Origin of the sequence: Mesorhizobium maamorense (assembly GCF_044998965.1) — a bacterium.
Lineage (GTDB): Bacteria > Pseudomonadota > Alphaproteobacteria > Rhizobiales > Rhizobiaceae > Mesorhizobium.
Genome location: NZ_CP173356.1, coordinates 6,062,237 through 6,082,075, shown reverse-complemented (window position 1 = coordinate 6,082,075; position 19,839 = coordinate 6,062,237). Strand labels below are relative to the sequence as shown.

The 19,839-nt window shown below is 63.5% G+C and carries 17 protein-coding genes; 5 read left to right on the top strand and 12 right to left on the bottom strand.

The features are described 5' to 3' along the window. The 10 genes from ACIU1A_RS30385 to ACIU1A_RS30340 form a co-directional block, all read right to left on the bottom strand. Nucleotides 1-1,401: an NAD(P)(+) transhydrogenase (Re/Si-specific) subunit beta gene (locus ACIU1A_RS30385; RefSeq protein WP_404926011.1), complete on the bottom strand. Its 1,401-nt coding sequence runs from the start codon at nucleotides 1,399-1,401 to the stop codon at nucleotides 1-3. Between the two features lies 1 nt (nucleotide 1,402). Further along, nucleotides 1,403-1,828, bottom strand: a complete 426-nt coding sequence (locus tag ACIU1A_RS30380; protein ID WP_140512858.1) for an NAD(P) transhydrogenase subunit alpha — start codon at nucleotides 1,826-1,828, stop codon at nucleotides 1,403-1,405. Then, a complete protein-coding gene (locus tag ACIU1A_RS30375; protein WP_404926010.1) occupies nucleotides 1,828-3,159 on the bottom strand; it encodes a Re/Si-specific NAD(P)(+) transhydrogenase subunit alpha in 1,332 nt (443 codons plus the stop codon). The genes ACIU1A_RS30380 and ACIU1A_RS30375 overlap by 1 nt, the downstream gene beginning before the upstream one ends. An 87-nt stretch (nucleotides 3,160-3,246) precedes the next feature. Next, entirely contained in the window at nucleotides 3,247-3,471 is a 225-nt protein-coding gene (locus ACIU1A_RS30370; protein ID WP_140501115.1) for an aa3-type cytochrome c oxidase subunit IV, read from the bottom strand. A 213-nt stretch (nucleotides 3,472-3,684) separates the two neighbouring features. Beyond that, on the bottom strand, nucleotides 3,685-3,834 hold the full coding sequence (locus ACIU1A_RS30365; RefSeq protein ID WP_140501117.1) for a DUF3096 domain-containing protein: 150 nt from the start codon (nucleotides 3,832-3,834) through the stop codon (nucleotides 3,685-3,687). A gap of 114 nt (nucleotides 3,835-3,948) precedes the next feature. Further along, nucleotides 3,949-4,716, bottom strand: coding sequence for an N-acyl amino acid synthase FeeM domain-containing protein (locus ACIU1A_RS30360; RefSeq protein ID WP_404926009.1), 768 nt, complete (start codon nucleotides 4,714-4,716; stop codon nucleotides 3,949-3,951). 349 nt (nucleotides 4,717-5,065) lie between these two features. Further along, nucleotides 5,066-7,381: a putative bifunctional diguanylate cyclase/phosphodiesterase gene (locus tag ACIU1A_RS30355; protein ID WP_404926008.1), complete on the bottom strand. Its 2,316-nt coding sequence runs from the start codon at nucleotides 7,379-7,381 to the stop codon at nucleotides 5,066-5,068. 136 nt (nucleotides 7,382-7,517) lie between these two features. Further along, nucleotides 7,518-10,994 carry an indolepyruvate ferredoxin oxidoreductase family protein gene (locus tag ACIU1A_RS30350; protein ID WP_404926007.1) on the bottom strand — a complete coding sequence of 1,159 codons (3,477 nt, stop codon included), beginning with the start codon at nucleotides 10,992-10,994 and terminating at the stop codon, nucleotides 7,518-7,520. 220 nt (nucleotides 10,995-11,214) lie between these two features. Beyond that, on the bottom strand, nucleotides 11,215-11,754 hold the full coding sequence (locus tag ACIU1A_RS30345) for a hypothetical protein (protein WP_404926006.1): 540 nt from the start codon (nucleotides 11,752-11,754) through the stop codon (nucleotides 11,215-11,217). Beyond that, nucleotides 11,741-12,355 carry a CGNR zinc finger domain-containing protein gene (locus ACIU1A_RS30340; protein WP_140525588.1) on the bottom strand — a complete coding sequence of 205 codons (615 nt, stop codon included), beginning with the start codon at nucleotides 12,353-12,355 and terminating at the stop codon, nucleotides 11,741-11,743. Before ACIU1A_RS30340 ends, ACIU1A_RS30345 begins: the two co-directional genes overlap by 14 nt. Nucleotides 12,356-12,506: 151 nt before the next feature. Here ACIU1A_RS30340 and ACIU1A_RS30335 point away from each other — a divergent pair, with 151 nt between their 5' ends. From ACIU1A_RS30335 to ACIU1A_RS30320, 4 genes are all read left to right on the top strand, one after another. Further along, a complete protein-coding gene (locus tag ACIU1A_RS30335; RefSeq protein ID WP_140501129.1) occupies nucleotides 12,507-13,412 on the top strand; it encodes a branched-chain amino acid ABC transporter permease in 906 nt (301 codons plus the stop codon). 291 nt (nucleotides 13,413-13,703) lie between these two features. Next, the gene (locus ACIU1A_RS30330) at nucleotides 13,704-14,288 is read left to right on the top strand and encodes a TRAP transporter small permease subunit (RefSeq protein WP_140501131.1); all 585 of its coding nucleotides are present in this window, start codon (nucleotides 13,704-13,706) and stop codon (nucleotides 14,286-14,288) included. Continuing rightward, entirely contained in the window at nucleotides 14,285-16,081 is a 1,797-nt protein-coding gene (locus ACIU1A_RS30325) for a TRAP transporter large permease subunit (protein WP_404926005.1), read from the top strand. The genes ACIU1A_RS30330 and ACIU1A_RS30325 overlap by 4 nt, the downstream gene beginning before the upstream one ends. A gap of 19 nt (nucleotides 16,082-16,100) precedes the next feature. Next, nucleotides 16,101-17,129 carry a zinc-dependent alcohol dehydrogenase family protein gene (locus ACIU1A_RS30320; protein WP_140512844.1) on the top strand — a complete coding sequence of 343 codons (1,029 nt, stop codon included), beginning with the start codon at nucleotides 16,101-16,103 and terminating at the stop codon, nucleotides 17,127-17,129. 147 nt (nucleotides 17,130-17,276) lie between these two features. On the opposite strand, the gene ACIU1A_RS30315 is transcribed toward ACIU1A_RS30320, so the two are convergent. Beyond that, nucleotides 17,277-18,386 (bottom strand): TRAP transporter substrate-binding protein, encoded by a 1,110-nt coding sequence (locus tag ACIU1A_RS30315; RefSeq protein WP_140525590.1) that lies wholly within the window; start codon nucleotides 18,384-18,386, stop codon nucleotides 17,277-17,279. Nucleotides 18,387-18,630: 244 nt separating this feature from the next. Here ACIU1A_RS30315 and ACIU1A_RS30310 point away from each other — a divergent pair, with 244 nt between their 5' ends. Continuing rightward, nucleotides 18,631-19,422 carry a gamma-glutamyl-gamma-aminobutyrate hydrolase family protein gene (locus ACIU1A_RS30310; RefSeq protein ID WP_404926004.1) on the top strand — a complete coding sequence of 264 codons (792 nt, stop codon included), beginning with the start codon at nucleotides 18,631-18,633 and terminating at the stop codon, nucleotides 19,420-19,422. Here ACIU1A_RS30310 and ACIU1A_RS30305 read toward each other — a convergent pair whose 3' ends face one another. Continuing rightward, nucleotides 19,423-19,827 (bottom strand): hypothetical protein, encoded by a 405-nt coding sequence (locus ACIU1A_RS30305; RefSeq protein WP_140559784.1) that lies wholly within the window; start codon nucleotides 19,825-19,827, stop codon nucleotides 19,423-19,425. Nucleotides 19,828-19,839: the final 12 nt, after the last annotated feature.

The following is a 19,839-nucleotide window of genomic DNA, read 5'->3' as shown; positions in this document are numbered from 1 at the left end:
TCAGTGATCCATGGCCTTGACGATTTCCTCGGTCATCTTCTTGGCGTCGCCGAGCAGCATCATGGTGCCGTCCTTGTAGAACAGCGTGTTGTCGATGCCGGCATAGCCGGAGCCGAGCGAGCGCTTGACGAACAGGCAGGTGCGCGCCTTGTCGACGTCGAGGATCGGCATACCGTAAATAGGTGAGCTCTTGTCATCCCGCGCCGACGGGTTGGTGACGTCGTTGGCGCCGATGACATAGGCGACGTCGGCCTGCGCGAATTCGGAATTGATGTCCTCGAGCTCGAACACTTCGTCGTAAGGCACGTTGGCTTCGGCCAAGAGCACGTTCATGTGGCCCGGCATGCGGCCGGCCACGGGGTGGATGGCGTATTTGACGTCGACGCCATTGGCCTTGAGCTTGTCGGCCATCTCGCGCAGTGCGTGCTGCGCCTGGGCGACGGCCATGCCGTAGCCGGGGACGATGATGACCTTCTGCGCGTTCATCATCAGATAGGCCGCATCGTCGGCCGAGCCCTGCTTGACCGTGCGCTCGATCCCATCATCAGCGCCCGCGGCCGCGGTCTCACCACCGAAGCCGCCGAGGATGACGGAGATGAAGGAGCGGTTCATGCCCTTGCACATGATGTAGGACAGGATGGCGCCCGACGAGCCGACCAGGGCGCCGGTGATGATCAGCGCCAGATTGCCGAGCGTGAAGCCCAGAGCCGCGGCCGCCCAGCCCGAATAGGAGTTGAGCATCGACACCACCACCGGCATGTCGGCGCCGCCGATGGGGATGATGAGCAGCACGCCCAGCACCAGCGATGCGGCAACGATGAGCCAGAAGACGAGCTTCGATTCGGTGGTGACCAAAAGCACGATCAGCACGACCAAGGCGATGCCAAGCGCGATGTTGATGAAATGGCGGCCGCCGATCATGATCGGCTTGCCGGACATGCGCCCGTCAAGCTTCAGGAAGGCGATGACCGAGCCGGTGAAGGTGATGGCGCCGATGGCCACACCCAGGCTCATTTCGACCAGCGCCTGGGCGTGGATGTCGCCCGCCGTGCCGATGCCGAAGCTTTCCGGCGCATAGATGGCGGCGGCCGCCACCATCACGGCGGCAAGGCCGACGAGCGAGTGGAAGGCGGCGACCAGTTGCGGCATCGAGGTCATGGCGATGCGCCTGGCCGTGACGGCGCCGACGACGCCGCCGATGGCAAGGCCGAGCACGATCAGGCCGAAGCGTCCGGCCGATGGCGTGGCCAGCGCCAGCGTGGTGGCGATGGCGATGCCCATGCCGATCATGCCGTAGAGATTGCCCTGGCGGCTGGTGGTCGGATGCGACAGGCCGCGCAACGCCAGGATGAAGAGAATGCCGGAGACCAGATAGAGGAAGGAGGCGAGATTGACGGTCACGTCACTTGTCCTTCTTCTTGTACATTGCCAGCATGCGCTGGGTGACGAGGAAGCCGCCGAAGATGTTGACCGACACCAGCATCAGCGCGACGAAGCCGAAGCCCGCGGCGACACCGGAGGCGGCGATGCCGACGGCAAGCAGCGCGCCGACGACGATGACCGAGGAGATGGCGTTGGTGACGGCCATCAGCGGCGTGTGCAGCGCAGGCGTCACCGACCAGACGACGTAATAGCCGACGAAGATCGCCAGCACGAAGATGGCCAGGCGGAAGACGAAGGGATCGATGGCGCCGCCCGACAGCGCGTGCGCGGCGTCGCCCGCCGCCTCGGCGCCTCCGGGAGCATTTGCCAGGTTCTGCACCGCCAGCCGGACGGCGGCACTTGCCTGATCGAGCTGGTCGAGGGCTTTCTGCAAGGTCTGATCCATCACGCGGTCCCTTTCGGCTTGGGCGAGGGCGACTTTGGCGAGGGCGACTTGGGCGGCGGGGGCGACTTGGGCGGCGAGGGCTTGGATGCGGCAGCTTTCCTGGGCGCGGCTTTCTTGGGCGCCGAAGCATCGGCGACCATTGTGCTGGCCGGTATCGCCGGCGGTTCGATATATTGGCCCTTTGGCGGCTGCTGGTCGGCCTTGGCGAAGGCCGGATGGACGATCTTGCCGCCGTCGGTCAGCATGGTCGCCTTGACCAGATCGTCGTCGCGGTTGATGGCAAGCGTCTTCGTCGCCTTGTCGACCAGGGTCTCGAGGAAAGCAAAAAGGTTCCTGGCGTAGAGCAGCGAGGCGGAGGCCGCGACGCGGCCCGGCACGTTGAGATGGCCGACGATCTTGACGCCGTTGGCCGTCGTCACGACCTTGCCAGGCACAGCGCCCTCGACATTGCCGCCGCGCTCCACAGCAAGATCGACGATCACCGAACCGGGCTTCATCGAGGCGACCATGTCAGCCGACACCAGCCTCGGCGCCGGGCGGCCGGGGATCAGCGCCGTGGTGATGACGATGTCCTGCTTGGCGATGTGCTCGGCGGTCAGCGCCGCCTGCTTGGCCTGGTAATCCCTGGACATCTCCTTGGCGTAGCCGCCGGCGGTCTCGGCCGCCTTGAACTCTTCGTCCTCGACGGCGAGGAACTTTGCGCCAAGCGAGGCGACCTGTTCCTTGGCGGCGGGGCGAACGTCGGTCGCGGTGACGACCGCGCCGAGCCGGCGCGCTGTGGCGATCGCCTGCAGGCCGGCGACGCCGACGCCCATGATGAACACCTTGGCGGCAGGAACAGTGCCGGCCGCCGTCATCATCATCGGCAGCGCCCGGTCATATTCGGCTGCGCCGTCGATCACCGCCTGGTAGCCGGCAAGGTTAGCCTGCGAGGACAAGACGTCCATCGACTGGGCGCGCGTGATGCGCGGCATGAATTCCATCGCAAAGGCGGTCACCCCGGCCTTGGCCAGCGCCGCGACGGCGGCGTCATTGCCATAGGGATCCATGATAGCGATGACCGCAGCGCCTGACTTGTAGCTTTTCAGCTCCGCATCGGTCGGCCGGCGCACCTTCAGCACCACGTCGGCCTTGGCAACATCGCCGGCCTCGCCGATCGAAGCGCCCGCCTTGGCGAACTCCTCATCGGGAATGCGCGATCGCGTGCCGGCACCGGCCTCCACAACCACTTCAAGACCCAGGCCGGCCAGCCGTTTCACCGTATCGGGCGAAGCCGCGACGCGCGGCTCGTTCGCATCGAGCTCACGAGGGATGAAAACCGTCTGTCCCACCGCATGATCCTTTCGGCTGGAACCTGTTTGCGCAAAATGTCGGCCGGGGCATCCGGCGACGTCAAAGGCAATGGGGTTTTGGAAAGACTATCGCAGAATGAAGGCGCCGACGGCCATGATCAGGACGAACAGGATAGTCGCCGAGAAGAAGCCGCCCGCGAAGAAACCGAAAGCCATCGCCAGAAGTATGGCGCCGCAGAAGAGTGATCCGTATTTGGCCAGCATGAGGAAGCCCGCATAGGTGCGGTCGTGCTCGGCATAGTCCATCTTCGCGCCCAGTTCGACAGGACCGGTCGGCGTGTGCTCAGCCATAGGAATACCCCTTCGAAGACATCTTTCAGGCACATAGCGAAAAGCCGCGCCGAGAGCAATGGCGCTATTGCCGCATCGCAGCCTACAACTGCCTCAAGGGAAATTTGAAGCAAAGCGCCCCTGCGTTCGGCAGAATCGCCGAACCGCTCCGGCTGCTTGTTTTCGCGCAATCCCGGACGAAGCCGGCTGGCGCGTCAACCGCGCTGTCCGTCTTTAGCCGGCGAGGTGCGGAAACAATCCAAGCAGGCCGGCTATGATCAGGTAGAGCGCGACGATGTAGTTCAGCAGCCGTGGCATGACCAGGATCAGCACCCCGGCGATCAGCGAGATAAGCGGCGTGAGCGCGAGCTGGGAAATATGCATGTCGGGGTCCTTTTGGCAGATACGTCGAAATGAAGACGCGGAGCGTCAACGCGCCGCCGTCATCAAAACGCGGATCTGGCCGGAAAGCTCCGGAGCTTTGCAAAATCAGGGGCCTCAGGCGGCCTCACGATAATATTTCGCCGTCGGCACGATAGACAAGGGCGTCAGCCGATTGATGGCCGGATTGGCGAACATCAACCGCTGTTCCATGGGCGTCGACCTGAAGAATGGGAAACGTTCGAGCGTCAGGCGCATATTTTCGCCGGCGGGGATTTCGAACAGGGCGATCCGGGTAAGAACGCCCGGAAACTCCTTAGCCTCGGTCCTCTGCACGGCATTGAAGTAACGAGAATAAAAATTGGAATGCTCGACCTTGACCGGCGTCAGCACAGAGTTCTGGCCAAAATAGAGCGAGGCCACCATGGCAAGCCTGAGTGTCAGAAACGGCAGCACTCCGGGTGCCGGCGCGGCGTCAGGATCGGTTGCGAAGCGGGTTCCGTCGATGAAGGTTTCTCCGCGGGCAAGCCGCTCGATCAGTGTTTCCGGATAGGCATCAACGGAGGGCGAATTCGGGTGCTCGATGGAAATGTAATGGAAGCGGATTGTGCTCACCAATTCGCCGTAGCAATAGACACCGAATCGGTAGGAATTGGGTAGATTGTCCCAGCGATCCTCGAACATGCCGCTGGCGAGCGGGCCGCACATACCGGAGCGCAGATAGGACTTATAGCGAAGCCGGTAAATCGCTTCCAAATCCTCGCCCCCGGTAATGAGGCGATAATCGACATGCTCAAGCAGTTGCATCATCGATCGATTCAGCACCGAATCCCCGGCTGTGCTTACCCCGCCAGACGCATTCCTTGTAGCTGTTGCAGCATCCATCGTCTGTCCTCGAATTCGACCTAGGATAGGCTATTCGAGTTGAAATGAGACACAAGCCGAAATTTAGATCTTGTTGATTTACATTCCGTTAACCTTAATGGCCGGGAGTCGCCCGAGAATATCTTACTGAGCAATCGTCCGAGCGATTGCCGCTGAGAGGACGTGGATCATGCCTCCGAATACATCTGCATACTCTGAGGAAGACCCTTTCAGCTGCATTGCGCAAAGGCAAAATCGCGGCGGAACCGTATCCTGACACCGAACGATTGAGTTCGACATCAAAGAGCGTCGTGCGATTCGCAACGCGCGGGGAATCTAATCTGGCGAAGTCGAAAATTACGGCGCTAGTCTAACGGACCGTCCGTTTACCGGTGCGACGCAGGTCTGCGGCGAATGGCCAGGTGACATTCGACATCGTCTCGATACCCGACGCACTGAGCGCGGCACCGAACAGGAAGCCCTGCACGAGATCCGGTTTCACTTGCAAGGCCAGGATCTTGAGCTGCTCAAAGGTCTCGACGCCTTCGACAGTCACCGAAAGTCCAAGCGGCCGCGACAGATTGACAATGCCCTTCAGCAGCTCCAGCGAACGCTTGCTCTGGGTGACGTCCATCAAGAAGGAGCGATCGATCTTGATCTTGTCGAGCGGCAGCTTGTGCAGATAGCTCAGGCTCGAATAGCCGGTACCGAAATCGTCAAGTGCGATGCGTACACCGATCTGCTTCAGTTCCTCGATATATTGACGTGTCAGCGACTTGTCATCGAGCAGCGCCGTTTCGGTGACCTCGATCTCCAGCCGGCCGGCGGCAAGGCCGGAGTTGGCCAGAGCGTCGCGAACCTTCTGGATGACGTCCCGGTTGCGGAAATCCTTGGCGGAGAGATTGACCGAGACGCTGGTGTGGTCCGGCCATTTGGCGCATTCGGTGCAGGCTGCCTGTAGCACGAAGGTGCTGATCTCGGAAATGATGCCCATTTCCTCCGCCAGCGGAATGAAGATGCCGGGCGAAATCGGCCCGAGGTCGGGATGGTCCCAGCGGCACAGCGCCTCGCAGCTGGCGATGCGCATCGTGCTCATCGCCACGATCGGCTGGTAGACGACGCGCAGGGCCTTGCCTTCCACCGCGCTGCGCAGATCCGCCTTCATCAGCTGGCGGTTGCGGAACGCAGCGTCCATGGCGGCCTCGAACAGCCGCCAGCCGTTCTTGCCGAGCTCCTTGGCCTTATAGAGCGCCAGGTCCGCCTTGACGATCATGGCGTCGACGTCGGTATCCCTGACCCGCGACAGCACGGCGCCGGCGCTGGCCTGGATGCGCAGCCCGTGGCCGGCGACGTCCACCTCCCCTTGCAACGCTGCAAAGATCTCGTCGATCTGAAGGGTCAGATGGCTCTCATCCTCTATACGGTCGAAGAAAACCATGAATTCGTCGCCGCCGAAGCGGCTGACGGTGATGCCTTGTCCCGCAATGGCGGCAAGACGCTCGGCCACCGCGTAGATCAATCCATCGCCGATCGGATGCCCGAGCGTGTCGTTGACGCTTTTGAAATCGTCGAGGTCGAGCACGGCAAGGCCGCAGAGGCGGTCACGGTCGCCTGACGCCATCGCTTCGCCGATCAGTTCGTGGAAATAGGCGCGATTGGGCAGGCCGGTGAGATTGTCATAGCGCGCCATGAAGCGGATCTTGTCTTCCGCCTCGACGCGCGCCGTCACGTCCTCGAAGGTGATGACCCCGAGTTCCTGGCTGCCTTCGCGGGCGGAAAATTCGTAGTGCTGGCCATTGGCGAGCGAAACCAGGACCTTACGGTCGCGGCCCTCGCGCAACGCACGCGTCAGCTGGGCTTCGATGTAGCGGCAGTCCTTTGGAGCCAGCATGCCGCCCACGACGCCGCGCATCAAGAGACCATGGATTGACCGCCCAAGCAGCGCATCGGCCGATTTGAGCGACATCAGATGCGCGGCCTCGGCATTGGCGACCGCCACCCGACCGTCCGGGCCAAGCATGACGAGGCCATGCGACATGGTATTGAGCGCGCGATCGAATCTGAGCGCGAGCTTCCTCGCTTCCTTGTGGCCGATGACGGCCGAGAAAAGCACATCGCGGACGTGGTCGGCGCTGTTGATCGTGACGAAAGTCAACGGGATGATCATCAGCCCGAGAATGACCGAAGGCACATCCATGCGCAGCAAAAGTGCAAGTGCTGCCGGACCAATGAAGGTCACGGAAAAAACCCGCACCATAATGGGAGAGCCGTAGTTCCGGCCAACAACCGTCACCAAGGTCGCGATGGCCAGCGACGTCGCGGCCAGTTCGGCAAAGGGATCGGGATAGACATAGATCGATATGAAGCACAGCGCGCCCAGCGTTAGGCCCTGCACGCTGCCCTTGAGGATGTAGTTGCGCTCCCACCGATGCGCCTCCTGGACGTCGGCTATTACACCGCCTGCCCTCCGGAAGGCGCGAATGCCGAAATAGCGGTAAAGGCAGATGGACAGCAGAACAAAAGAGAAAGCCAGGAACAACGGATTGTTCGTGCGCAAGTAGATCATTAGTCCGAGGATCCAGTAGCACACGCCACCGATCACCAGCATGTGGGCGTTGTCGAACAACGACCGCACAAACTGGATATAAACATCCGCTGGGATGTTTTCGGTCTTTGTCCTGCCCATGTCGTCGGCCCAACGCTAGGCCTCGTCATCTCACATCCGCCTTAAGAAAGGCTTAGAACAGCGGTTTTGGGCGGCTTGCCGAGGGTGCGCAAAGCAGGACAGACTGGGAGAATTGGGCTTTAGGTAAACAAGGCCATCACTCGGCGGCCTGGAGTTCCGCCTTCGCTGACGTGCCGGACAGGCGCTCGAGCAGCCTTTGGCGTTCGCCGGCCGCCTTTTGAGCGCTGGCTTGCCGAACATGGCCGTAGCCGCGGATGAGTGCCGGCACGGAGACGAGGGCCGTGGCGGCCTCGATGGTGTCCGGCGCCAGCGAGTTGGCGACGCGTTGCAGGTCGGCCTCATATTGCGCCAGCAATTGCCGCTCCATGCGCCGCTCGGCGGTGTAGCCGAACAGGTCGAATGCTGTCCCGCGCAGGCCCTTCATCGCCGCCAGCATGCGGAACCCTTTCATCATCCAGGGACCGAAGCTCGATTTCCTCGGTTTGCCGTCATTGCCGCGACGGCCCAGAACCGGCGGCGCCAGGTGGAATTCGAGTTTTTCGTAACTCTGGAACTGCTTGCCGAGTTCGGCGGCGAAGGAGCCGTCGGTATAGAGCCGCGCCACCTCGTATTCGTCCTTGATCGCCATCAGCTTGAACAGGTTCCTGGCCGCCGCTTCCGTCACGGCGCTCGAACCGGGCGCTGCCTTGGCTTCGGCCGCGCGCAGGGCAGCGATCCTGCCGGCGTAGCGCTTGCCATAGGCGGCGTTCTGATAGGCGGAAAGGAAAGCGATCCGGCGGGCAATGATTTCGTCCAGCGTCTGGGCAATCGTGGCGGGTTGGCTGTCCTTGTCCGGCTGGACGAGGCCACGCACGAAATCCGGCTGATGCGCGGCGCGGCGGCCCCAGCGGAAGGCGGCGATGTTCATCCCCACCGCCTCGCCGTTCAATTCGATCGCCTTTTCGACGGCTTGCGCCGACAGCGGCAGACCGCCATGCTGGAAGGCGAAGCCGAGCATGAACATATTGGCGCCCAGCGAATTGCCGAACAGGGCGGTGGCTGTGCGGGTGGCGTCGAAGAAATGCGCCTTGTCGTCGCCGGCAGCAGTGCGGATCGCCTTCTTCAAGCGCTCGATGGGGAGCGAGAAATCGGCCGAGCGGGCAAACTCGCCCGGCATGATCTCGGCAGTGTTGGCGAGGAAGATGGTGTGGCCCTCGCGCACCGCGGCCAGCACCTTCTTGGCGCCCGACACGACGAGATCGCAGCCGAGCACGAGATCGGCTTTGCCGGCCGAGACACGGATGGCGTGGATGTCATCGGGCGTGCGGGCGATGCGGACATGGGTGAACACCGAACCGCCCTTCTGGGCAAGCCCGGCCATGTCGATCATGCCGCAGCCCTTGCCTTCGAGATGAGCCGCCATGCCGAGCACGGCGCCGACGGTGACGACGCCGGTACCGCCGACGCCGTCGATGATCGCCGCCCAGCCCTGTTCGCCGAGCGGGAATTCGGCGGCTGCTGGAACGCCGTCGAGCGGATCGGTCTTGCCGGCGATGCCTTCGGCCTTGCGGATCTTGGCGCCATGCACGGTGACGAAGGACGGGCAGAAGCCATTGACGCAGGAAAAATCCTTGTTGCAGCTCGACTGGTCGATCCGGCGCTTGCGGCCGAACTCGGTCTCGACCGGCTGGATGGAGACGCAGTTCGACTGGACGCCGCAGTCGCCGCAGCCCTCGCAGACCAGTTCGTTGATGAAGACCCGCTTGTCGGGGTCGGGAAAGGTGCCGCGCTTGCGGCGGCGGCGCTTTTCGGCGGCACAGGTCTGGTCGTAGAGCAGGATCGAAACCCCGCTGACGCCGCGCAGCTCACGCTGGACGAGATCGAGATCGTCGCGGTGATGGATGGTGGCGCCGGCCGGGAACTCGACCTTGCCGGCATATTTGTCAGGCTCGTCGGTGACGATGGCGATGCGCTCGATCCCTTCGGCTCGCACCTGCCTGGCGATCATGTCCACCGTCAGGCCGCCTTCATGCGGCTGGCCGCCGGTCATGGCCACCGCGTCGTTGTAGAGTATCTTGTAGGTGATGTTGGCGCCGGACGACAGCGCGAAGCGGATCGCCAACGTGCCGGAGTGGTTGTAAGTGCCGTCGCCGAGATTCTGGAAAATGTGATCGCGCTTGGAAAAGGGCGCCTGGCCGACCCACTGCGCCCCCTCGCCGCCCATCGCGGTGAAGCCGACGGTGTTCCTGTCCATCCACAGCGCCATGAAATGGCAGCCAATGCCGGCCGCGGCGATCGAGCCGTCCGGCACCTTGGTGGAGGAATTGTGTGGGCAGCCGGAGCAGAAGAAGGGCGTGCGGGAGCCGATGTCCGACGCGTCTGCGAGCATGGCCTGGAACTGGCGCAGCTTCGCCACCCGCGCTGAAATCTCTTCCGACGGACCGATGGTTTTCACGATCCTTTCGCCAAGGGCAATGGCGATTTCGTTGGGGTCGAGCGCGCCCTTGGCCGGAAACAGCCAGTCGCCGCGCTCGTTCTTCTTGCCGACGATGACGGGCTGCGTGGCGGTGCCGTAGAGGCTCTCGCGAAGCTGCACCTCGATCAGCGAACGCTTCTCCTCGACGACGACGATGGTGTCGAGGCCGCGCGCGAACTCGGCAATGTGCTGGAAATCGAGCGGCCAGGGGCAACCGACTTTGAACAGCCGCACGCCGATGCGGCCGGCGGCCGCCTCGTCGATGCCGATATCCTCGAGCGCCTGGCGGACGTCGAGATAGCTTTTGCCGATGGTGATGATGCCGATCCTGGGATTGCGGCCGCCCGAATAGACGACGCGGTTCAGCCCGTTGGCATGGATGAAGGCCGACGCGGCGGCGCGCTTGTACTCATGCAGCCGCTCCTCCTGGCCGAGCATGTCGATCTCGTGGCGGATGTTGAGGCCGCCGGGCGGCATGTCGAACTCGGGATTAACGATGTTCAGACGCTCGATCGAGGCATCGACCGAGGCCGTCGATTCGATGTTGTCCTTGACGCATTTGATGGCCGCCCATGTGCCGGCGAAGCGCGACATGGCAAAACCGTAGAGCCCGTAATCGATTATCTCCTGGACACCGGCCGGGTTGAGGATCGGCACCATGGCGTCGACGAACAGGAATTCGGTGGCATGCGCGTTGGTCGAGGATTCGGCCATGTGGTCGTCGCCCATCAAAGCGAGCGCACCGCCATGTTTCGACGAGCCGGCCAGATTGGCGTGGCGGAAGACGTCGCCGGAGCGGTCGACCCCCGGACCCTTGCCGTACCAAACCGAAAAAACGCCGTCATGGGTGCCTTCGCCCAGCAGTTCCGTCTGCTGCGATCCCCAGCAGGCGGTAGCGGCGAGTTCCTCGTTAAGGCCGGGCTGGAAGACGATGTCGGCCTGGGCGAGCTGTTTTTTTGCCTTCCACAGCTGCATGTCGAGGCCGCCCAGCGGCGAACCGCGATAGCCGGAGACGAAGCCGGCCGTGTTCAGGCCCGCGCGGCGGTCGCGCTCGCGCTGCATCAGCAGCATGCGGATGACCGCTTGGGCGCCGGACAGGAAGATGCGTTCCTTCCCCAGGTCGAACTTGTCGTCGAGCGCGACGTCGTGCAGCGTCATCAGGCATTTCCTCTGCGGAGGCCGCGCGGGGGCAGGCAGCCAGCGTCGGGATCGGATGACGCATCCTTTCTCCCCTTGCAAGACAGGTCAAACGAAATCGGACGTGCCAGGCAACGCGCAACGAACGATCCGCCGTCATCCCTTGCCCGGTATGAAATCGCCCCGCGAGCAATGTCCGGCGTACGAAAATTTCGCTTGCCTTTCGGCTTGGCGGCGAGCGTCAGGTGCCCTTGGAGCAGTCGGGCTTCGGCTCGCCCGGCAGCTTGCCGTCGGGGTGGCCGACGAGATCGGGATTGGCGGTGTAGAGCTGGTCAATGACGAGCGGCCGATCGGGCAGGATGGACTGGTCTTCGGTGGACATCAGCGTGGTGTCGATCTTCTGCAGGACCGCGCCGTCGGAGCCCTTGATGGCGATGGCGATCGTATAAGGCTTGTTCTTGACGACGCAGGTCAAAGCCGGGCTCTCCAGCGTCACCTTGTCGAGCTTGGGCCAGACCTTCTGCTCGACCACCAACGGCGCGCCGCCGGCCGGATCCTGGAAGCTGGCGACCGCGACCTGGCCCTCTCCCATCGGCCGCAAGGGCCGCAGCGTCACGACATAAGTCGCCCTGGCGAGACGATAGTTGAAGACGAATATCTTGCCCGAAATCTCGAACAACTTGCCTTCACCGTCCTTGCCGGTGTCGCGGCAGGCGCCGAGCGCCATCGCCGCGATCAGCGCCATGCCGAGCAGGGCTGAACGAGAGCTAGTCCTGGACATTGTTGACCTCATTGGCCGCCCTGCGGCGGCGATAGTGGCGGCTTGCCTTCTGGCGGTTGCCGCAGACCGCCATGTCGCACCACAGGCGGCTGGAATTGCGGCTGCGGTCGACGAACAGCCAGGAGCAATTGGGGCAGATCCTGAGCCTGGCGACCGTGTCCTCGCGCAGCAGCGACAGGGCGGAAACCGCCAGTGCCGCTTCGAATGCGATCGGCGTTGCCGGATCGCCGAACGGCTTTCCGGGCGTTGCGATCTCGGTCCGACTGCCGGCAAGACCGTCGGCGCAGGCCGCCAGGAGGCCGGAGAGATGATCGGTAGCGACCGTGCCTTTCGACACCGCGTGGCGAAACAACCGGTCCGTCGCCTCGCGGATCGCCAGCACGACAGGCGCGATTGCAGCCGGCGCGGAGACCGCCAGCCGCCTGCCGCCAAGCTCGGCGGCGCGAAAGCCGCTCGCCGCGTCCGCGAAGTGGGCGATCTCGCGCGGATCGTCAAAACGGTCGAAGGTCCTCTCCGGATCGGCACGCAGCACGACGGTGTTCGCCGTGTCGAGCGCGAGCAGGCCGCCGGTGAAGCGGTGCGGAGTCCAGGATACCGTCATGTCCGAAATCTAACCGATAAATGGCATTTGACAAGTTAGATTCGAAGATGCAAGTCTGCCCTGAAGCGGGTATTGCCGCTCTCTGTCTGGAGCGTATCGTCGTCCCAAAACCGCTATGCGCTTTGGGCGACATGCCCCCGAGGATTTTCGCATGCTGTATCTGTTCCAGCAGGTCCTGAACGGGCTGCATTCAGGCGCACTCTATGCGCTGCTGGCGTTCGGCTATGTGCTGACCAACGGCATCCTGCACCGCACCAACCTGGCCTATGGCGCGCTGTTCGCCTTTTGCGGACAGACGATGATCCTGACCGCCGCCTTCGGCTATCAGGTGCTGTGGCTGACGCTGACGGCGGCGGTGGTGCTCGGCGTCGCAGCGGCTTTCCTCTACGCCGCGCTCATCAGCCGCGTCCTGTCGCGCAGCGTCTTCGAACCGCTGGCCGACCGCTCGCCCAATGCGATCGTGGTGACCACGCTTGGCATCCTGCTGGTTTTGTCGGAAGCAAGCCGCATCGCGGCCGACACGCATGATCTGTGGCTGCCGCCTATGCTGGCGCAGCCTGTCGTTTTCGCGCAGGATGCCCGCTTCAAGGCGACATTGACGCTGATCCAGCTGCTCGATTGCGCCGTGGTGCTGGCGGCGGTGGCGCTTGCGGCATGGGCTTTTGCCCATTCGAATTTCGGCCGGCGCTGGCGCGCCGTCTCCGACGATCCCAAGGCGGCCGCCATGTGCGGCGTCGATGTGCGCGCCGTGTTCCGCCACGCAGTGCTGTTCGGCGGTTTCTGCGCCGCGCTGGCCGGCGTCATGGCCGGCCTCTATTACGGCAATGTCAGTTTCGGTTCCGGCCTCGTCTACGGGCTGAAGATCCTGTTCGTGACGGCGGTCGGCGGCTATCTCTCACCGCCGCGGGCGGCCCTGGGCGCTGCCGCCTTCGGCATGGCCGAGTCGCTGTGGGCCGGCTATTTCCCGGTGGAATGGCGCGACGCATGGATGTACCTGTTCCTCGTCGCCATGCTGGTGCTGATCGGCGCTGGCCGCGACCAGACCAAGATCGCGTGATCAGCATCAGACTTTGGTTGCATGACGCCTGCCACCGATGAGCCTGTTTCGGCAACGAAACGATCTCCTTAACGCTTTGATTTTGCCCACGAACCCTGCCGGAAGCCGGTTCCGGTTTTCCGAGCCCTGCGCCGCAGCCCTGCGCTTCGTCGGCTTCCTCGTCTCACAACCGCGTTGACAGCGCCGCTCCTGTGTTGACCCGTCCTGCCACGCACGGCATACGGTTAGGCCACAGCGGCGCGGCGTAAAACAACGGGGAGCCGTCGCGCCTCGGACAAAAGGGAGGAATGCATGGCAGGGCTTCTCGCTCTATCCAGGACGATCGACCGTGTGAACGAGTTCATCGGCAAATGGATATCGTGGTTGATCCTGCTGGCAATCCTGGTGAGCGCCGCTAACGCGACCATCCGCAAGGTGTTCGACACCTCGTCGAATGCGTGGCTGGAGCTGCAATGGTACCTGTTCGGCGCCGCCTTCATGCTGGCGGCGGCCTACACGCTGAAGCAGAACGACCATATCCGCATCGACATCGTCTATGGCCTGTTCCCGCGCCGCGTGCAGCACTGGATCGACCTTTTCGGCCATGTCTTTTTCCTGATGCCGTTCGTGACGCTGATGGTGATCTATTTCGTCCCCTACGTGTCGCTTTCGTTCCGCAGCGGTGAAATGTCGAACAATTCCGGCGGGCTGATCATCTGGCCGGCAAAGGCGATCCTGCTGGTCGGCTTCTTCCTGCTAGCGCTGCAGGGCATCTCCGAGATCATCAAGAAGATCGCCATCATGCGCGGCGACATGGACGACCCGACCCCGTTCATATCGGCGCATGAGCAGGCGGAACTCGAAGCCAAGGCACTGGCCGACGAGGTGCGCTCGTGATCGAGTTCATCGCCCAGAACATGGCGCCGATCATGTTCGCCTCGCTGGTCCTCTTCCTGCTGATCGGCTATCCCGTCGCCTTCTCGCTCGCCGCCAACGGACTTTTGTTCTTCTTCATCGGCGTGCTGGTCTCACCCTATTCGGGCGGCTCGATCAATCTCGCCTGGCCGCTGCTGCATGCGTTGCCGGATAATTTCTACGGCAGCCGGGTGATGTCGAACGACACGCTGCTGGCGATCCCTTTCTTCACCTTCATGGGCATCGTGCTCGAGCGATCGGGGATGGCGGAAGACCTGCTCGATACGATCGGCCAGCTGTTCGGGCCGATCCGCGGCGGGCTTGCCTATGCCGTGATCTTCGTCGGCGCGCTGCTGGCCGCGACGACCGGCGTGGTGGCGGCATCGGTCATCGCCATGGGGCTGATCTCGCTGCCGATCATGCTGCGCTACGGCTATGACCGCCGGCTGGCGTCCGGCGTCATCGCCGCGTCCGGAACGCTCGCCCAGATCATCCCGCCGTCGTTGGTGCTGATCGTGCTCGCCGACCAGCTCGGCCGCTCGGTCGGCGACATGTATGCGGGCGCGCTGATCCCCGGCATCGTGCTGACCAGCCTCTACATGCTCTACATCCTGATCATGACGATCGTCCGGCCGAATTCGATGCCGGCGCTGCCGCTGGAAGCACGCACGCTCGGCCATGGCGTCGTGTCGCTGCTGGTGGCATTGCTGGCGGCGGTGGCGATCTCCTACGCGGCCTACCGCTATCTCGCACCGACCCATGGCGACAATGCCGACATCCTCGGCGCCAGCATCGGCGTGGCCGTGATCTATATCGTTGCGATCGCCGATCAGCGCCTGAAAATCAACATGATGTCGCGGCTGGCGCAGCAGGTCGTGATCGTGCTGATCCCGCCATTGGCGTTGATCTTCCTGGTGCTGGGCACCATTTTCCTTGGCATCGCCACTCCAACCGAGGGCGGCGCCATGGGCGCTGTCGGCGCGCTGGCGATGGCGGCGATCAAAGGCCGGCTGTCGCTCGACGTGGTCAAGCAGGCGCTCGCTTCGACGACAAGGCTGTCGTCCTTCGTGCTGTTCATCCTGATCGGCGCGCGCGTCTTCTCCCTCACCTTCTACGGCGTCAACGGCCACATCTGGGTCGAGCATCTCTTGACCTCGCTGCCGGGCGGAGAGGTCGGCTTCCTGATCGGCGTCAACATCCTGGTCTTCGTGCTTGCCTTCTTCCTCGATTTCTTCGAACTGGCCTTCATCATCGTGCCGTTGCTGGCACCGGCCGCCGACAAGCTCGGCATCGACCTGATCTGGTTCGGCGTGCTTCTGGGCGTCAACATGCAGACCAGCTTCATGCATCCACCCTTCGGCTTCGCGCTGTTCTACCTGCGCTCGGTCGCCGCCCGGGTGCCCTATCTCGACCGCTTGACCGGCAAGCAGATCGCGCCGGTGACCACGGGCCAGATCTATTGGGGCGCCGTGCCATTCGTCTGCATCCAGGTGATCATGATCGGGCTCACCATCGCCTTCCCGCAAATGGTGATGCACTACAAGGGCACAGCGGTCGATTCCGGCACGATCGACTATACGGTGCCGGAGGTGCCGGGACTGACGCCGCTCGGCACGCCGCCGGCCGGGAGCGGAACCGCACCTGCCACTCGCGCCCCGCCGCCCGCCGCGCCTGCCGCGCCCGACCTGTCGCAACCGCCGAACTTCGGCGACACGGCGCCCGCCAAACCGGCGGCACCACAGCCGGATCTGTCGCAGCCGCCGAATTTCAACTGATGCCGGAGGTCGCAAAACCATGAAAGCGGTACGGCTGGAAGCGGTTGGCAGCATCACGCTGCGCGAGGTCGCCGAGCCGGTTCCCGGGCCTGACGATCTGCTGGTGCGCATCGAGGCCTGCGGCGTCTGCGGCACGGACCGGCATCTCTTCCACGGCGAGTTTCCCTGCCGGCCGCCGGTAACGCCCGGACATGAGTTCTCCGGCATCGTCGAGGCAATGGGACATTCCGTGAGCGGCTTCTCGATCGGCGACCGCGTCACCGGCGATCCCAACATCGCCTGCGGACGCTGCCGCCATTGCCATGCCGGCCGCATCAATTTGTGCAGCAATCTCAATGCCATCGGCATCCATCGCGACGGCGGCTTCGCCGACTACGTCGTGTTGCCGCAGAAACAGGCCTTCATCCTGCCCGCGGACTTGAAGCCGACGCACGGCGCCTTCTGCGAGCCTCTCGGCTGCTGCCTGCATGGCGTGGATCTGGCCGAGATCAAGCCCGGCTCCTCGGTCGCCATACTTGGCGGCGGCGTGATCGGCCTGCTCACAGTGCAACTGGCAAGGCTTGCAGGGGCGACGACCATCATCCTGTCGACGCGACAGGCATCACGGCGCGCACTGGCCGAGGAGCTCGGCGCGACGGCAACGGTCGACGCAAGCGCCGCCGACGTCATCGATGCCATCTCCGGGCCAGCGGGACTGGTGCCCGGCGGTGTCGACGTGGTGCTCGAATGTGCCGGTGTCCAGGAAACGGTCGAGCAGTCGCTGCGGCTGGCGAGGGCCGGCGGTACGGTCGTCATTGTCGGCGTGGTGCCGCAAGGCATGAAGGCGGCGTTCGAGCCCTTCGATCTTCTGTTTCGCGAGTTGAAGGTTCTCGGCTCCTTCCTCAACCCCTACACGCACCGCCGCGCCGCCGAGCTGATCGCTTCGGGCGCGATCGAGATCGACCGGCTGATCTCCAGGCAGGTGCCGCTGGAAGAGGCCGCCGCGGTAATCGCCAACCCGCCTGCCGCCGGCGAGGTCAAGGTGGTGGTGGTGCCGGACCGAGGCTGAGTGCCGCTGTCGCTTCGAACCCGTTCGACCCCCGGCGCTGCGGCGCAAGTTTCGACGCCTTCGACTATCGATGTTTCCAGCACCGACGCCCAACGAATAAACCCCGGACTACCGAGTCCGGGGTCTTCGAAATAAGGCAGAAAAACCTTACAGCTTGCCGTTGCGCTGCTGGACCATCATGAAGGTGTCGTAATTGTACTCGGCCACCTGCGCCCAGAGATAGTGCTCCTTACGGAAGCCCTTGATCGAGTCCCAGATCTTCTTAAACGGCGCGTTCGAGGCTTCCATTTCGGCGTAGACCTCATTGGCCTTCTCGAAGCAGGCGGACATGATCTCCTGGCTGAACGGACGCAGTTTGGCGCCGCCGGCCACCAGCCGCTTCACCGCCGCAGGATTGAGATAGTCGTATTTCTGCAGCATGTTGGCATCGGCGGCTTGCGCGGCGGTATGCAGCAGCGACTTGTAAGTCGGCGAAAGTTCTTCGTATTTCGCCTTGTTGAACATCAGGTGGACGGTCGGGCCGCCTTCCCACCAGCCTGGATAGTAGTAGTAGGGCGCAACCTTATAGAAGCCGAGCTTCTCGTCGTCATAGGGGCCGACCCATTCGGCTGCGTCAATGGTGCCCTTTTCGAGCGCCGGGTAGATGTCGCCGCCGGCGATCTGCTGCGGCACAACGCCGAGCTTCTGCACAACCTTGCCGGCGAAGCCGCCGATGCGCATCTTGAGGCCGGAAAGGTCGGCCACCGTGTTGATCTCCTTGCGGAACCAGCCGCCCATCTGCACGCCGGTATTGCCGCCAGGCAGGCCGAACAAGCCTTGCGTGGCGAGAAATTCGTTGAACAGGTCGATGCCGCCGCCATGATAGTGCCAGGCATTCATGCCGCGCGCGTTGAGCGAGAACGGAACCGCCGCGCCCAGCGCCCAGGTCGGATCCTTGCCCCAGTAATAATATGCCACCGTGTGGCAGGCCTCGACCGTGCCGGCGGTCGTGGCGTCGGCCGCCTGAAGGCCGGGCACCAGCTCGCCAGCGGCGAAGACCTGTATCTGGAAGTTGCCGTCGGTGGCTTCCGAAAGCATCTTTGAGAAGACCTCGGCGCCGCCATAGATCGTGTCGAGCGATTTGGGAAAGGACGACGCCAGCCGCCACGTCACCTTTGGATTGGACTGGGCTATGGCCGGCGCGGCGAGCGTGGCGGCGGCCACAGCGGCGCCAACGCCGGTCGTCCCGGCCTTGCGGATGAATGAACGACGATCCATGAAGTCCTCCCTTTTGGATCAACAAACCGACGTGCGGCGCATGCTCGATGCCCCGCACGGCTGGGCGAAACAATACACGGGCAAGGAGTCGAGTCCAGCGTGGCGGCCTGATTTGACGGCGTGTGCGCAGGGCCTTGCAACTATAGTCTAACGGGCCGTTTGGTGGCCCATCCGACGGACCGAAACTTGTCATGGAAAAATGTGCTGGGATCGCCTATTTTGAAGGCAGGATTCCCCGGCCCAGATGGAAAACAAAGCCAAAATGCAGCAGCCGCTCGTCGCCATATCGACCGACGTCCGTCAATTCGACAACTACACCTGGCATGCCGCCCCACAGCAATATCTGGAGGCGGCGATCGCCGGCGCCGGCGTGTTTCCGGTGCTGGTGCCTTCGTTCGGCGAGCGGCTCGATTTCGATGAGCTGCTGTCGTCGGTCGACGGCGTCATGCTGACCGGCTCGAAATCCAATGTCGACCCCTCGCTCTATGGCGGCGATGCCAGCGAGGCGAACGGCCCGTATGATCCGGCACGCGACGCCACCACCTTGCCGCTGATTCGCAAGGCGATCGAGCGTGGCGTGCCGCTGCTTGCCATCTGCCGCGGCATCCAGGAGATGAACGTGGCGCTGGGCGGCACGCTGGGCACCGAAATCCAGGAGCGTGAAGGCTCGCTCGACCACCGCGCGCCGGTGACCGACAATCAGGACGAACGTTTCGCGATTCACCAGACCGTTTCGATCAAGGCGGGCAGTTGCCTGGCCGGTGTGTTTGGGGCCGGCGACATGAAGGTCAACTCGTTGCACCGCCAGGCAATCGGCCGGCTTGGTTCGAAGCTGCAGATCGAAGCCGTGGCCGACGACGGCACCGTCGAGGCGGTCTCTGTAAAGGATGCCCGCGCTTTCGCGGTCGGCGTCCAGTGGCATCCCGAATACTGGGTCAAGTCGGATAGTAACTCGGCCAAGATCTTCCGGGCCTTCGGCGACGCGGTTCGCCTGCACGCGGCTGCCAAAGCCGGCGCCCGCGCGGCGGCGGAGTAATCAGTCGTCGGTGCTCGGGTCCCCGGCGGCCGCCAGCGACAGCAGCGGCAGTGCGGGAGCGTAGGATTCGAATCCGTCGCCATCGGCGACCGCGAAGGTGACGATCGGATCGACGCCGTTGACGCTGAAGGCGACCGTGCCGTCCTCCTGCTCGCGCCAGAATTTCGCCCGCTCGATGCCTGGCATGAGTCGGCGGCAGTTCGGAGCCACCGTCAAAAGCGACAGGCCGTCCGAAACGGTGGCGCCGCGTTTGATTGCGCAAACCCCCTCATCACCATTGGCGACCAGCCTGTAGGTGTCGGGCGGCGCGGCCTCTTCAGCGACGCTTTCGCCAGTGCCGCCATGAAACAGCTGAACGCCGCCAAACAGGGCGGCGGCTCCGATCAGTACGGAAAGCGTTTTCATGGTGATCCTCAT

What these genes read in the sequence shown, in the direction of transcription:
- ACIU1A_RS30305 (WP_140559784.1), bottom strand. Translation starts at nt 19,827, where the DNA reads ATGAAAACGCTTTCCGTACTGATCGGAGCCGCCGCCCTGTTTGGCGGC.
- ACIU1A_RS30360 (WP_404926009.1), bottom strand. Translation starts at nt 4,716, where the DNA reads ATGGATGCTGCAACAGCTACAAGGAATGCGTCTGGCGGGGTAAGCACA.
- ACIU1A_RS30310 (WP_404926004.1), top strand. Translation starts at nt 18,631, where the DNA reads ATGGAAAACAAAGCCAAAATGCAGCAGCCGCTCGTCGCCATATCGACC.
- ACIU1A_RS30345 (WP_404926006.1), bottom strand. Translation starts at nt 11,754, where the DNA reads ATGTCCAGGACTAGCTCTCGTTCAGCCCTGCTCGGCATGGCGCTGATC.
- ACIU1A_RS30330 (WP_140501131.1), top strand. Translation starts at nt 13,704, where the DNA reads ATGGCAGGGCTTCTCGCTCTATCCAGGACGATCGACCGTGTGAACGAG.
- ACIU1A_RS30335 (WP_140501129.1), top strand. Translation starts at nt 12,507, where the DNA reads ATGCTGTATCTGTTCCAGCAGGTCCTGAACGGGCTGCATTCAGGCGCA.
- ACIU1A_RS30380 (WP_140512858.1), bottom strand. Translation starts at nt 1,828, where the DNA reads ATGGATCAGACCTTGCAGAAAGCCCTCGACCAGCTCGATCAGGCAAGT.
- ACIU1A_RS30320 (WP_140512844.1), top strand. Translation starts at nt 16,101, where the DNA reads ATGAAAGCGGTACGGCTGGAAGCGGTTGGCAGCATCACGCTGCGCGAG.
- ACIU1A_RS30365 (WP_140501117.1), bottom strand. Translation starts at nt 3,834, where the DNA reads ATGCATATTTCCCAGCTCGCGCTCACGCCGCTTATCTCGCTGATCGCC.
- ACIU1A_RS30350 (WP_404926007.1), bottom strand. Translation starts at nt 10,994, where the DNA reads ATGACGCTGCACGACGTCGCGCTCGACGACAAGTTCGACCTGGGGAAG.
- ACIU1A_RS30340 (WP_140525588.1), bottom strand. Translation starts at nt 12,355, where the DNA reads ATGACGGTATCCTGGACTCCGCACCGCTTCACCGGCGGCCTGCTCGCG.
- ACIU1A_RS30355 (WP_404926008.1), bottom strand. Translation starts at nt 7,381, where the DNA reads ATGGGCAGGACAAAGACCGAAAACATCCCAGCGGATGTTTATATCCAG.
- ACIU1A_RS30315 (WP_140525590.1), bottom strand. Translation starts at nt 18,386, where the DNA reads ATGGATCGTCGTTCATTCATCCGCAAGGCCGGGACGACCGGCGTTGGC.
- ACIU1A_RS30370 (WP_140501115.1), bottom strand. Translation starts at nt 3,471, where the DNA reads ATGGCTGAGCACACGCCGACCGGTCCTGTCGAACTGGGCGCGAAGATG.